The sequence below is a fragment of the Pararhizobium sp. O133 genome, from assembly GCF_051669845.1.
Classification (GTDB): Bacteria; Pseudomonadota; Alphaproteobacteria; order Rhizobiales; family Rhizobiaceae; genus Pararhizobium.
Window position 1 is genome coordinate 4,509,213 of sequence record NZ_CP196426.1, and the last position, 14,264, is coordinate 4,523,476.

Genomic DNA, 14,264 nt, shown 5'->3' on the forward strand with positions numbered 1-14,264 from the left:
GATTTTCAATCTGGATAAGGAATTGCCGAAGCACGATCGGACGCTCGCTCAGACGGCCTCGACTGCCTGCACTTCGGGAACGAAATGGTGCAGCAGGTTCTGCACGCCATGCTTCAGCGTCGCCGTGGAGGACGGGCAGCCGGAGCATGCACCCTTCATGTTGAGGAACACCGTACCGTCGCGGAAGCCCTTGAAGGTGATATCACCGCCATCCTGCGCGACCGCCGGACGAACGCGGCTTTCGAGCAGTTCCTTGATGGTGGCGACGATGGTCTCGTCACCGGCTTCATAGAATTCGCCGTCCTGATCGCTTTCCTCGGCACGGGTCTGCACCGCCATGACCGGCTGGCCGGACATGAAATGCTCCATGATCGAGCCGAGAATGGCCGGCTTCAGGTGCTGCCATTCCTGCGCTTCCTTGGTCACGGTGATGAAGTCATAACCGAAATAGACACCGGTCACGCCGGGGATGGCAAACAGGCGCGACGCGAGAGCGGAGCCGGCAGCAGCCTCTTCCTCGTCCCGGAATTCCGCCGTGCCGTTCTCCATCACTACCTTGCCGGGCAGGAATTTCAGCGTAGCGGGATTCGGCGTGGCTTCGGTCTGGATGAACATGTCTTTCTCCGCATCGGCCGGGAATGCGCTCAACCAGCCTGTTTAGAATTATTCAAAAGAATATAAGCCGTTTGGATGGGCGCTTCAAGACATGGCAGGTCACATCTTGAAGAATTGAACCCGCCGCTTTGCCCCTCACCCTAGCCCTCTCCCCGCAGGCGGGGCGAGGGGATGACGGAGTTTGCTGCATGTCCCTTCTCCCCGCCTGCGGGGAGAAGGTGCCCGACAGGGCGGATGAGGGGCCGAAAGGCACACCCAATCCAATCCACTCAGCTCAGCGCGTCGATTTCCTCATCCGTCAGCAAATCCGGAATAACCGTGACCGGGATGGGGAACGCGGCGGTCTTGCCGGCGATCGAGGATACCAGCGGCCCCGGCCCGTCCTTGGCCGAACCGGCTGCGAGTACTAGAATGGCAATATCCCGGTCTTCCTCGATCAGGCCGTAGATCTGCTCGGTGGCGCTGCCTTCCCGGATCACCATTTCCGGCTCGATACCGATGGTTTCGCGAACTGTCTGGGCGATCTTGGCGAGCGTGGCCTCGGCTTCGGCGCGGGCTTCCGCGCGCATGATGCCCTCGACGCCCAGCCATTGCTGGAAGTCGGCATCCGCGATGACATAAAGCAGGACAAGGCCGCCGCTGGAATTCCTGGCCCGCATTCCGGCATAGTGCACGGCGCGGCCACATTCCGGGGTATCGTCGATCACCGCCATGAATTTACGGCGGTGACCTTCCATTCTCGAGAGTCGTGTTGAAACCATGGCGGGACTCTTACACCCGATATTTTTGGCTGCAAGGACTCTTTTGCGGCAATTTATTGCAGAAAGCCGACGATCTCGCGGACCTGTTTCATCGTCACTTCCGCCCGCGCCCGGGCGCGCTCGCCGCCGTCGCGCAGGATGGCGTCGATATGCGTCGTGTCGTCCATCAGGCGACGCATTTCACCGGAAATCGGCGCGAGAACATTCACCGACAGATCGACCAGCGCCGGCTTGAAGACCGAGAACTGCTGACCGCCGAACTCCGAAAGCACATCCTGCTTGGTCTTGTCCGACAGGGCAGCGTAGATGCCGACGAGATTGTCGGCTTCCGGCCGGCCCTTCAGGCCGTCCACTTCGCTCGGCAGCGCGTCCGGATCGGTCTTGGCCTTGCGGACCTTCTTGGCGATCGTCTCGGCATCGTCCATCAGGTTGATGCGCGAAAGATCGGATGCATCCGACTTCGACATCTTCTTAGTGCCGTCGCGCAACGACATGACGCGCGGGGCAGCGCCGCCGATCAACGGCTCGACCATCGGGAAAAAGGCATGCACCGGCTCTTCACCGACCTTGATGTCGACGCCGTAGTCGGTCTTGCGGATATGATCGCCAAAATCAATGTTGAACTTCTGGGCGATATCGCGGGCCAGTTCCAGATGCTGCTTCTGGTCGTCACCGACCGGAACATGCGTTGCGCGGTAAACGAGGATGTCGGCCGCCATCAGGCTCGGATAGGCGAGCAGGCCAAGCGACATCTGCTCGGCATTCTTGCCGCTGGACTTGTCCTTGAACTGGGTCATGCGTTCCATCCAGCCGATGCGGGCGACGCAATTGAAGATCCAGGCCAGTTCGGCATGCTGCGGCACGGCCGACTGGTTGAAGACGATGTGCTTCTTCGGATCGATGCCCGAGGCGATGAAGGCGGCGGCGATCGAGCGGATCTGGCCAGGCATATCCTCATGCACCAGTTGCGCGGTGATCGCATGCAGATCGACGACGCAATAGATGCAGTCGTTGTTTTCCTGCAGCGCCACGAATTTACGGATTGCGCCAAGATAATTACCGAGATGCAGATTTCCCGTCGGCTGGACACCGGAGAAAACGAGCGGCTTGAAGTCTGACATGCTGTCCTCGATCGGGCTTGTGGAGGGCCCAGTTTGATTGATGTTTCGGGGCTTATGCACACAGGCGTTGCGGCGATCAAGAGGCATGCGTCCTGGGGGGACGGCAAATTCCACCCATGTTGGCCGAACCGGTTGCCAAGGCTTTGAATCCGCAGATTGAAATTGGAAATTTTTCCTCTAATATAATTCCTCAGCTCCCAGAGATAGCGGGGCAACAAGGTATTGACTTTCGCACTAAGAAGAAAATTCCATAAATTCGCTTCATTTCGGATGAATTTGCCAGTCGTTACCGCAACCAGGTTCTTTAGCCGAGCTCATTGAGCTGTACTGCGCACACAATGGCGCGGCGAACCGACATTTGCATGGGCCTCGCTCCAAAACGGACGCTGAAAGGGCGCATGCCGAGGGGATTGTCATGCGTAATCTGTTATTGCTTGCTCTCGCCTGCCTGATAACCGTTTTCAATTTCACTGCTGCCGAAGCCAGAAATGACCGACCGCGTAAAGTGAAGCTTCCCGTGCACAGCAGAACGATGGCTTATGCCGTCCAGACCGTATCCGTCAGAACAGGCTGCTTTTCGCCTCGCCTTGAGGGTATTCTGGCGCATATCGCCATGAAAACCGGGCACCGTCCGCTGGTCACCTCGGGCCATCGCCCGCGCGCCCATCGTGCGCGTTCGCTGCACCGGTTTTGCCAGGCTGCGGATATCCGTGTGCCCGGCGTTTCGGAAAGCAAAATCCTTGCTGCGGCGAGAACGGCCCCGGGCATCGGCGGCATCGGCCGCTATTGCAACGGCATTGTTCACGTCGATACCGGCCCCAGGCGCCAATGGGCTCATTGTGGCAAATCGAAACGCCATTTCCTCAGCGCCAAGCGCCGTTCGGGAAAGCGCGCCTGAAGCCTGTAATTGCTTCAAGGATCGACAGGAGGTGGCGGTGGTGCTGCCTTGCGCTTCATATTGCGCCGGATCATGCCGAGATCGGCGCCGCCGATCAGGAAGGCAACGGCGAAATAGACAGCCATCGAGACGGCAATCAACAGGGCGAGCGCACCGAGCTTGGTCCACAGCGGCGAACCCGTTGCGAGCGAGGTGGCAAAGATACCGCGCAGATAGATCAGCACACCACCCATCAACGCAGCTGAGACAACCTGCAACGCCGCGCGGCGCAACAGCGACCATTCCCATACCAGATGGCCGCGGCGCAACAGCGTCACGAACAAAAGAATGGTGCTGATCCAGCCGGCCGTCGCCTCCGCAATGGCGATGCCGGGCGCGCCGAGACGGGGAAACAGGGTGATGGCCAGCGCGCAGTTGGCGGCAACGGCAACGGCCGAAAAGCGCATCGGCGTCCTGGTATCCTCGCGGGCATAGAAGCCCGGCTGCAGCGCCTTGATCAGCACGAAGGCCGGCAGGCCGATGCCGTAGATTGCCAGGATCGAGCCGACGACAGCGGTGTTCTGCTCATGGAATGCGCCGCGCTCATAGAGTACGCGGATGATCTCGTCGGAGAGGATCCAGAGCGCGAAGGCGGCGGGAATGGTCAGGAACAGCACGAATTCGATCGAGCGGTTCTGCAGGTTCCCCGCCTCACGCAGGTTTCCGCCTTTCAAGGCACGCGACAACTCCGGCAAGAGCACGACGCCGACGGCGATGCCGACAACGCCGAGCGGCAGCTGGTAGATCCGGTCGGCATATTGCAGGGCCGCGATGGCGCCGTCCTGGGCGGACGCGATGGCCTGGCCGATCAGTTGGTTGATCTGGGTGATGCCGCCCGTGATGGCGGCGGGTACGGCGAGGATCAAGAGCCGCTTGACGTTGGGGGTGAAACGCGGGAATTTCAGCCCGATGCTCATGCCGGCATGGAGCACACCGAAATAGACGACGGCCAACTGCAGGATACCGGCGACCAGCACGCCCCAGGACAGATACCAGGCGGTGGTCAGCGGATCGGCACCGTTATAGAGCGCGTAGAGCAGCGCCCCGATCATAACGACATTGAGGAAGATCGGCGCGACGGCGGCGGCGAAGAAATGGTGCAGCGAATTGAGCATGCCGCTCATCATGGCGGTCAGCGACATGCACATGAGATAGGGGAACATGACCATCGCCATCTTCACCGTCAGGGCGGATTTGTCGACATCGTCCGCAAAACCCGGCGCTATGACGAACCGCACCAGAAGCGGCATGGAGAGTTCCATGACAATGGTGATCAGAAGCAGGACGGTGAAGAGGACGCCAAACACTTCCTCGGAAAAACGCTTGGCCCCATCGACGCCGTTCGCCTCGATCTCCTTGGAAAACAGCGGCACGAAGGCGGCGTTGAAGGCGCCCTCGGCAAACAGCCGGCGGAAGAGGTTCGGAAAGCGGAAGGCGGCATAGAAGACGTCGGCCATCGGGCCAGTGCCAAGCGCCGCCGCCATCAGTGTTTCGCGGGCGAAACCGAAGATGCGGCTGCCGAGCGTGGCGCCGCCGACCGTCATGAATTTCCGAACGAGGCTCATGGTTCCGCCTTGGCCTTCCTTGCGCCGGCCACCGACCGGGTATTCTGCGGGGCGATCATGCCGGACGGCATGCGGTCACGCATTTCGTCCGCCTCGTCCGACATGACGGCCTTCAGCCGCGCGATGATATTGCCGTGCCGCGCCTCGTTGGTGATCTTCTGGCCGACAAGATCGGTGACGTAGAATGTATCGATGACTTTCTCGCCGAAGGTGGTGATATGCGCCGAGGCAATGTCGAGCGAGAGATCAGATAGGACGGCGGTCACTTCAGACAGCAGACCCGTCCGGTCGAGGCATTCGATCTCGATGACGGTAAACTTGTTCGACAGGCCGTTGTTGATGATGACGGCCGGCGGCACCGTGAACGCCTTGTTGCGCTTGCGATGCTTGGTGCGGCTGGCGATCACTTCCGGCAGACGCTTCGACCCGGACAGCACGTTCTCGATCATCTTGCCGATATTGGCCGCGCGGCGCATTTCGTCGTCATCGACGGGGAATTCACGGTTGATCAGGATCGTGTCGAGCGCGCGCCCGTCCGACGTTGTGAAAATCTGCGCGTCGACGATGTTGGCCCCGGCCGCGGCGCAAGCGCCGGCGATGACGGCCAGAAGACGCGGATGGTCTGGCGACAGGACGGTGATTTCGGTGATCGCATGGAATTGGTGCGTGCGCACCATGGTCGCCAGCGCCCGGCCCGTCTTGTCGGCCTCGCGGATGAAGCGCGCATGGCGCAGCTGGTCCTCGAGCGGTACCGAAAGCAGATAGGGCTGATAGTGCAGCTTGGTATAGGTCTTGCGGTCCTTCTGGCTCCAGTCGTCGAGCGCGTTGAAGAGCACATCGGCTGCGTGGACGGCGCGCTCCTTGCGCGGCATTTCGGAAAAGCCGCCGGAGAGGAGCAGTTCAGTCTCGTAGTAGAGCGTGCGCAGCAACTGGCCCTTCCAGCCGTTCCACACGCCGGGACCGACGGCGCGAATATCGGCGATCGTCAGGATCATCAGCATCTTCAGCCGGTCGAGCGACTGCACTTTTTCAGTGAAGTCGATGATCGTCTTGCGGTCGTTGAGATCGCGCGTCTGCGCGACCATCGACATGGTCAGGTGTTCCTCGATCAGCCAAGCGATCGTTTCCGTCTGTTTCGGCGTCAGGCCGAAGCGCGGGCAGAGCTTGCGCGCCACTTTGGCGCCGGCGATGGAATGATCCTCCGGGCGACCCTTGGCGACATCGTGCAGGAAGACGGCGACGAACAGGGCGGCGCGGTCGTCGATCGTCGGCATCACCTTGAAGGCCAGCGGATGCAGCTCCTCGTCCTTGCCCTGGTCAATACGGGAAAGAACATCGACGGCCCGCAGCAGATGCTCGTCCACCGTATAGTGGTGATACATGTTGAACTGCATCAGCGAGACGATCTTGCCGAACTCCGGAATGAAGCGGCCGAGCACGCCGGCCTCGTTCATCCTGCGCAGGATCAGTTCGGGATCGCGGCGCGAGGTCAGGATCGAGAGGAAGAGACGGTTGGCCTCCTCGTTATCGCGCAGGACAGGCGTGATCAGGTTCAACGACCGCGTCACCTGCTTCAGTGCCGCCGGATGGAATTCGAGCTTGTTGATATCGGCGACATGGAAGATGCGGATCAGATTGACAGAATCGCGCTTGAAGATATCCGGGCTTGCCAGCGCGATGCGCCCGCCATCGTCGACAAATTCCAGCGTGCCGGGGATCTTGCGGATGCGGTGCGTGAAGCGGCTGATGACGGCGGTGATGCCCGGCAGGCGCTTGGCCTGCTGGTCCTCCAGCGCCGCGCAGAAGATGCGGGTGAGATCGCCGACATTCTTCGCCACCAGGAAGTAGTGTTTCATGAAGCGCTCGACGGCGGTCAGGCCGGGGTGATCATGATAGCCGAGCGCTTCGGCGATCTCGCGCTGGATGTCGAACGACAGCCGCTCTTCCGCCTTGCCGGTGAGGAAATGCATGTGGCAGCGCACAGCCCAGAGGAAATCGTCGGCCTTCTGGAACAGCGTATATTCCTGTCGCGAGAGGACGCCGAGCTTGATCAGGTCGGCGGAATCCTTGACGCGGTAATAATACTTGGCGATCCAGAACAGCGTATGGATGTCGCGCAGGCCGCCCTTGCCTTCCTTGACATTGGGCTCGACCAGATAACGCGTGTCGCCGGCCTTGCGGTGGCGTTCGTCACGTTCGGCGAGTTTGGCGGCGATGAAATCGGGGCCGGTATTCTTGACGATCTCGTTGTCGAAGCGGGTTTCGAGCTCGTTGGCAAGCTCCCGCGAGCCGCAGATGAAGCGGGTTTCGAGAATGGCCGTGCGGATCGTCATGTCTTCGCGCGACAGCCGGATGCACTCCTCGACCGTGCGCGTCGCATGGCCAACCTTAAAGCCGAGATCCCAGAGGATATAGAGCATGAACTCGATGGCGGGTTCCGCCCAGACCGCTTTCTTGACCGGCAGGATATAGAGAAGGTCGATATCGGACCCCGGCGCCAGCGTGCCGCGCCCATAGCCACCGACGGCGGTGACGGCGATCCGGGTCCAGGGCTGCGCGTTCGCGGCATTGAAGACCTCATTCAGGACGAAATCATGCAGGACGGTGATCAACTGGTCCTGCAGCCAGGAAATCCGCTGGGCGCATTTCAGCCCGCCGCCATCCTCGATCAGCAGTTCACGGGCTTTTTCGCGGCCTGAGAGATTGGCCTGCTTGAAAGCCGCCAGCAGCGCCTGACGCATCAGATCGCGCTGTTCGGCATGGGCCGAAGCGATGAAACTGCACTTGGCCCTCAGCGCATCGACATTGAGGATATCGGGAAATGACGTTTCGTGTCTGACCATCAAATGCCGATCGTCTTCCTGTCCCGCGTGCTCTGCGAGCCGCTTCCTGTTCATGCGCTATAAACCTTTTGTCCGAGGATGGACAAGACTGTAGCGATCAACAATTGCCAAGTGGTTTCTGCAGCGCACAAACGAGAAGCCGGCGTTCGCCAGCCGCGCAGCGTCGCCCAACATGTCAACCCGCCAGTTGCTTCTTCAGCGCATAAAGCGCGTCCATCGCCTGGCGCGGGGTCATGTCGTCGGGGTTGAGGATCTTCAGTGCCTCCTCGACCTTGGACGGGCCGGCCTTGACGCGTTCCTCACGGCGGATGGCCACCTGGAACAGGGGGAGGTCGTCGATCAGCTGGCTGGCCGGGTTCTTCCGGTCGGCGTCCTCGAGCTTGGCCAGCACATCCTTGGCGCGGGCGACGACGGAGGCCGGGAGGCCGGCGAGACGGGCGACCTGGATGCCGTAGGAACGATCGGCGGCACCCGGACCAACCTCGTGCAGGAAGATGACGTCGCCGTCCCATTCCTTCACCCGCATGGTGGCGTTGGAGAGCCGAAGAAGCTTTTCCGATAGCACCGTCAGCTCATGGAAATGGGTGGCGAACAGGCCACGGCAACGATTGCCCTCATGCAGATGCTCGACGGCGGCCCAGGCGATCGACAGGCCGTCGAACGTGGCGGTGCCGCGGCCGATTTCGTCGAGGATGACCAGCGACCGGTCGGTCGCCTGGTTGAGGATCGCGGCGGTCTCGACCATTTCGACCATGAAGGTCGAGCGCCCACGCGCCAGGTCGTCTGAGGCGCCGACACGGGAAAACAGCCGGTCGACGATGCCGATATGGGCTGATGTCGCCGGGACGAAGGAACCCATCTGCGCCATGATGGCGATCAGCGCGTTCTGGCGCAGGAAGGTCGATTTACCGCCCATGTTGGGACCGGTGAGAAGCCAGATCGCTCCATCGCCTTCCCTGGCGCCCTCGCCGTCATGGGGCGAGAGATCGCAGGCATTGGCGACGAAGGCCGTGCCCGACTGGCGGCGCAGCGCCTGCTCGACGACCGGATGACGGCCACCGTCGATGGCGAACATTTTCGACTGGTCGACCAGCGGCCGGCAATAGGCCTGTTCCTCGGCGAGCGTCGCAAGACCGGCCGAGACATCGACGACTGAAAGCGCAAGCGCAGCCGCCTTGATCGCCTCGGCTTCCGCGACAATAGCGGCCGACAGCCTGTCGAAGGCTTCGAGCTCGATGGTCAGCGCCCGGTCGGCGGCATTGGCGATCTTGGTTTCGAGATCGGAGAGTTCCGTCGTGGTGAAACGCATGGCATTGGCCATGGTCTGGCGATGGATGAAGCGGGCTTTTGCCTCCGGGCTGTCGGTCATCGGTCCGGCATTGCCCTGCGTCACCTCGATGAAGTAACCGAGCACGTTGTTGTACTTGATCTTCAGCGACTTGATGCCGGTTTCCTCGGCATAGTTCAGTTGCAGGCCGGCAATGACGCGGCGCGACTGGTCGCGCAACGCCCGCATCTCGTCGAGTTCGGCGCTGGCGCCATCGCGCAGGAACCCGCCGTCGCGCTTCAGGAGCGGCAGGTCGTCGCCGAGGATGCTGGCCAGTTGCTCAATCATCTCGCGTGGCAGTGCGCGGACAGCATGAAGCGCTTCGCCGAGTTCCTCCGAGAGGTTTCCGCGCCCGAGCAGGCCGGCAACCTCGATCGCCGCCTGACATCCGGCAAGGATGCTGCCGAGATCGCGCGGGCCGCCACGGCCGAGCGAGAGGCGTGACAAGGCGCGCGGCATGTCGGGCACATGCTTCAGAGCCGAGCGAATATCACTGCAGAATGCCGGCTGGTCGGCAAGCGCCGTGATGGAATCGAGCCGGGCATTGATGCGCTCGGGATTGGTCAGCGGCGACATCAGCCGCTCCGCGAGAAGCCGCGCTCCGCCACCCGTCACCGTCCGATCCACCGCCTTCAACAGGGTGCCGTTGCGATCGCCGGACTGCGTCTTGACGAGTTCGAGATTGGTGCGCGTGGCGGGGTCGATGAACAGCGTCGAGGCGGCACTTTCGCGCTCCGGTGCCCCGAGCGGCGGGCGCTCAGCCAGTTGGGTCTTCTCGACATAGGAAATGGCCGCGGACGCGGCCGCGAGTTCCGCCCGCGAAAAGCTGCCGAAACCATCGAGCGTCTTGACCCCGTAATAGCGCGTCACACGGTTTTCAGCCGTCGCGCTATCGAACAGGACGGCAGGCTGCGGCACGGCGACACGGCCGAGAACGTCGATGACCGGGCGCATGTCCGGATCGTGGAACACCGTATCAGCAAGGATCAGCTCGCGCGGCTCGATGCGCAGGATGTCGGACAGGAGCCGCGTCTCGGTGGTTTCCGCCAGCCGGAAGACGCCGGTGGAAATATCGATCCAGGCCAGCGCGATCGCCGGCTCGCTGCCACCGCGAATGCGGGCGAGTGCCATCAGGTAGTTGGATTCAGAAGGCGACAGAAGCTTGTCTTCGGTGATCGTTCCCGGCGTCACCAGCCGGACGACATCGCGCTTGACGACGGACTTGCCACCGCGCTTCTTGGCCTCCGCCGGGTCCTCGACCTGTTCGCAGACGGCGACCCGGAAGCCGAGACCGATGAGTTTCTGCAGGTAATCGTCGGCGGCATGGACCGGCACGCCGCACATCGGGATATCCTGGCCGAGATGCTGGCCGCGCCGCGTCAGCGTGATGCCGAGCGCCCGCGAGGCCTCGACCGCATCCTGGAAGAACAGCTCGTAGAAGTCGCCCATCCGGTAGAACAACAGTGAGTCCGGGTTGTTCGCCTTGATCTCGATGAACTGTTCCATCATCGGCGTGGCCGTGGCGCGGCTCTCCTCCGTCGCCAGTTGAACGGCGGTCAGAACCTCGGTGTTGCGGATGATCGGCTCGGTCACAAAAGTCATGCTGGTCCCAGAAAAGTGGTGCCACACTATCCATGCGCGTTTATAGAAGACAACAACAAAGCGGCTGAGGAGAGCCGTCGCCCACAAAAGGTTGGAGGACCCATGGCCGGAAACGAAAAGACCAGTCGCAGCGTGACGGATCAGGAAGCCCTGGATTTCCACGCGCATGGACGCCCGGGAAAGCTGGAAATCTCGCCGACCAAGCCGATGGCGACGCAACGCGACCTGTCGCTCGCCTATTCCCCGGGCGTCGCCGTACCGGTCAAGGCAATCGCCGCCGATCCGGCCAAGGCCTATGATTATACGACACGCGGCAACATGGTGGCCGTCATCTCCAACGGCACCGCCATTCTCGGCCTCGGCAATCTCGGCGCGCTGGCCTCCAAGCCGGTGATGGAAGGCAAGTCCGTCCTATTCAAGCGCTTCGCCGACGTCGATTCCATCGATCTGGAAGTCGATACCGAAAATGTCGATGAGTTCATCAACTGCGTGCGCTTCCTCGGCCCATCCTTCGGCGGCATCAATCTCGAGGATATCAAGGCGCCGGAATGTTTCATCATCGAGCAGAAGCTGCGCGAGATCATGGACATCCCGGTATTCCATGACGACCAGCATGGCACCGCCATCATCGCCGCCGCTGGCCTGATCAACGCGCTGACGCTAACGGGCCGCGACTTCAAGACGACCAGGCTCGTCTGCAACGGCGCAGGCGCGGCTGCCATCGCCTGTATCGAACTGATCAAGTCGATGGGCTTCAACCCGGCCAACATCATCCTCTGCGACACCAAGGGCGTCATCTTCCAGGGTCGTACCGAGGGCATGAACCAATGGAAATCGGCGCATGCGGTCAAGACCGACCTCAGAACGCTGGCGGAAGCCATGGACGGCGCCGACGTGGTCTTCGGCCTGTCCCAGAAGGGCGCTTTTTCGGAAGACATGATCCGCTCCATGGCGGACCGGCCGATCATCTTCGCCATGGCCAATCCCGATCCGGAAATTACCCCGGAAGAAGTCGCCCGCATCCGCGACGACGCCATCATGGCGACCGGGCGGTCGGACTATCCGAACCAGGTCAACAACGTGCTGGGCTTCCCCTACATTTTCCGGGGCGCGCTCGACGTTCATGCGACGACCATCAACGAGGAAATGAAGATCGCCGCGGCGCAGGCGCTTGCCAGCCTTGCCAAGGAAGACGTCCCGGATGACGTCGCAGCTGCCTATCAGGGCAACCGGCCACGTTTCGGGCCACAATACATCATTCCGGTGCCGTTCGATCCACGCCTGATCTCGGCCATTCCGGTCGCCGTCGCCAAGGCAGCCATGGAAAGCGGCGTCGCGCGCAAGCAGTTGCCGGATCTTGCCGCCTACGGCCGGCAGCTTTCGGCGCGGCGTGACCCCATCGCTTCGACGCTCCAGCGCATCTATGAGCGCGTCCGCCGCCAGCCGAAGCGGATTGTCTTTGCCGAGGGTGAAGAAGTGCAGATGATGCGCTCGGCCGTCGCTTATGCCAACCAGGAACTGGGGACGGCGCTTCTGCTCGGCCGCGAGGACCGGATGCGCGAGACGGCGGAGCGTGAGGGTATCGATCTCGACCGCCCCGGCATCCAGCTGGTCAACGCCCGCATTTCAAAGCGGACCGGCGCCTATACCGACTACCTTTATGCGCGGCTGCAACGGCAGGGTTATCTCTTCCGCGATGCCCAGCGGCTGATCAACAACGACCGCAACCACTTTGCCGCCTGCATGGTGGCGATGGGTGACGCGGACGGCATGGTGACGGGCATTACCCGCAACTATTCGACCGCGCTCGATGATGTTCGCCGTTGCATCGATGCGAAACCCGGACACCGGGTGATCGGCGTGTCGCTGGCGCTCTGCCGCGGCCGCACGGTGCTGGTGGCCGATACCGCGGTTCACGACATGCCGACCTCGGAAGAGCTGGCCGATATCGCCGAGGAAGCGGCCGGCCTTGCCCGTCGCCTCGGCTACCTGCCGCGCGTGGCGATGCTGGCCTATTCCACCTTCGGCCATCCGTCCGGCGAACGGTCGGAGCGGGTGCGCGAGGCGGTCAACATTCTCGACAAGCGCCGCGTCGATTTCGAATATGACGGCGAAATGGCGGCCGATGTCGCTCTCAATCCGAAAGTGATGGAGCAGTATCCGTTCTGCCGCCTGTCGGGCACCGCCAACGTCCTCGTCATGCCGGCGTTCCATTCGGCCTCGATCTCGACGAAGATGCTGCAGGAACTCGGCGGCTCGACGGTCATCGGCCCGCTTCTGGTCGGCCTCGATAAATCCGTGCAGATCGTCTCGATGTCGGCCAAGGATTCGGACATCGTCAACATGGCGGCGCTGGCCGCACACAATGCCGGCATGTAAATCTACATGGCAACCATGTAAAACCGTAAAGACGTCGGACGAAAAAGCCCGCCCTGGATGACCGGAGCGGGCGTTTTCATGCGAAATGTCGATCTTTATCAAAACTACGAGGATATAATACTTGCGACGCAATATACATAACTGATCAAGAAATTCCTATTCACAACTATACTATAAACAAAATGCTGCAATGCGTCAAATTATTTTGCGGTGCGAAATAACACTTTTTAACGATCAGCTTGCAAACCGGCCGGCATCGGCACCGTAGTAGTTGAGATAACGGCCGGAAATATTGGTGATCGGCAGAACGATGAGGACGTCGGTCGTGCGGAAGGCGTGATCGACGACCGCACCCTTGCCGACCATGGCGCCGAGGCGCATGTAGCCCTTGATCAGCGGCGGCAGGGCGGCGAGCGCCTTGCGCATGTTGATCGCTTCGGACGGCATCAGGTCCATGGTGCGGAACAGTTCCGGACGGGCCGAGACATCCCACTCATCGCGAACGACCATATTGTGATGCAGGAAGGAGAGTGCCAGCGCATGCTCTTCCGGAATGACGCCGGGGAAGGAGCCGCAGCCGAACATGGCATCGACGCCGTATTTCAGAGCATAGGCCCAGTTGCCCTGCCACAGAAGTTCGACCGTGCGCTTGGTGCGGTACTGAGGCAGCACGCAGGAGCGGCCAAGCTCCATGAATGTCTTGTCAGGATGATGCTCCAGCAGCGAGCCGACCGAAAATTCGGAGGCCGAATAGAACCCGCCGGTGCGCACGGCAACGTCCTGGCGCAGCAGGCGATAGGTGCCGACGATCTGGTCTTCCGCGTCTCCCTCGATCGACGTGTCGAGCACCAGAAGATGGTCGCAAACGAGATCCCAGGCATCGGCGTCGCGCTTGCGGCGTTCGGCATCCTGTGGAATCTGCGCCTTCATCTCCTCTACGAAGACCTTGTAACGGACAGCCTGCGCAGCATCTATCTCGGACGCGGTCCGGGCAAGGCGCGTCTCCAGGTTGCCGATACGGCCGAGTATGTCATGCGTCGGGGCACTGACGCTCCGGACGCGGGCCTGCGGCCGCTCAGCCACCACGACCAGATCCAAAGGTTCGATTGTCATC

Annotated in this window: 9 protein-coding genes; 2 read left to right on the top strand and 7 right to left on the bottom strand. The window is 61.6% G+C overall.

Annotated elements, in window-relative coordinates:
• Positions 1-48 precede the first annotated feature (48 nt).
• From ACST81_RS21920 to trpS, 3 genes are all read right to left on the bottom strand, one after another.
• On the bottom strand, positions 49-615 hold the full coding sequence (locus ACST81_RS21920) for a NifU family protein (protein WP_438750556.1): 567 nt from the start codon (positions 613-615) through the stop codon (positions 49-51).
• Between the two features lie 269 nt (positions 616-884).
• On the bottom strand, positions 885-1,376 hold the full coding sequence (locus ACST81_RS21925) for a universal stress protein (protein ID WP_438750557.1): 492 nt from the start codon (positions 1,374-1,376) through the stop codon (positions 885-887).
• Between the two features lie 53 nt (positions 1,377-1,429).
• A complete protein-coding gene (trpS, locus tag ACST81_RS21930) occupies positions 1,430-2,497 on the bottom strand; it encodes a tryptophan--tRNA ligase (protein ID WP_438750559.1) in 1,068 nt (355 codons plus the stop codon).
• A gap of 415 nt (positions 2,498-2,912) precedes the next feature.
• Here trpS and ACST81_RS21935 point away from each other — a divergent pair, with 415 nt between their 5' ends.
• Positions 2,913-3,395 (top strand): YcbK family protein, encoded by a 483-nt coding sequence (locus tag ACST81_RS21935; RefSeq protein WP_438750560.1) that lies wholly within the window; start codon positions 2,913-2,915, stop codon positions 3,393-3,395.
• A 14-nt stretch (positions 3,396-3,409) separates the two neighbouring features.
• On the opposite strand, the gene murJ is transcribed toward ACST81_RS21935, so the two are convergent.
• The 3 genes from murJ to mutS form a co-directional block, all read right to left on the bottom strand.
• Positions 3,410-4,999, bottom strand: coding sequence for a murein biosynthesis integral membrane protein MurJ (gene murJ, locus ACST81_RS21940; RefSeq protein ID WP_438750562.1), 1,590 nt, complete (start codon positions 4,997-4,999; stop codon positions 3,410-3,412).
• Positions 4,996-7,842 carry a [protein-PII] uridylyltransferase gene (locus tag ACST81_RS21945; RefSeq protein ID WP_438750563.1) on the bottom strand — a complete coding sequence of 949 codons (2,847 nt, stop codon included), beginning with the start codon at positions 7,840-7,842 and terminating at the stop codon, positions 4,996-4,998. Before ACST81_RS21945 ends, murJ begins: the two co-directional genes overlap by 4 nt.
• A gap of 175 nt (positions 7,843-8,017) precedes the next feature.
• Positions 8,018-10,771, bottom strand: a complete 2,754-nt coding sequence (gene mutS, locus ACST81_RS21950; RefSeq protein ID WP_438750564.1) for a DNA mismatch repair protein MutS — start codon at positions 10,769-10,771, stop codon at positions 8,018-8,020.
• Positions 10,772-10,873: 102 nt separating this feature from the next.
• On the opposite strand from mutS, the gene ACST81_RS21955 reads away from it, so the two are divergent.
• Positions 10,874-13,150 carry an NADP-dependent malic enzyme gene (locus ACST81_RS21955; RefSeq protein ID WP_438750565.1) on the top strand — a complete coding sequence of 759 codons (2,277 nt, stop codon included), beginning with the start codon at positions 10,874-10,876 and terminating at the stop codon, positions 13,148-13,150.
• A gap of 234 nt (positions 13,151-13,384) precedes the next feature.
• Here the strand turns inward: ACST81_RS21955 and ACST81_RS21960 are convergent, their stop codons facing one another.
• On the bottom strand, positions 13,385-14,263 hold the full coding sequence (locus tag ACST81_RS21960) for a GNAT family N-acetyltransferase (protein WP_438750567.1): 879 nt from the start codon (positions 14,261-14,263) through the stop codon (positions 13,385-13,387).
• Position 14,264 lies beyond the last annotated feature (1 nt).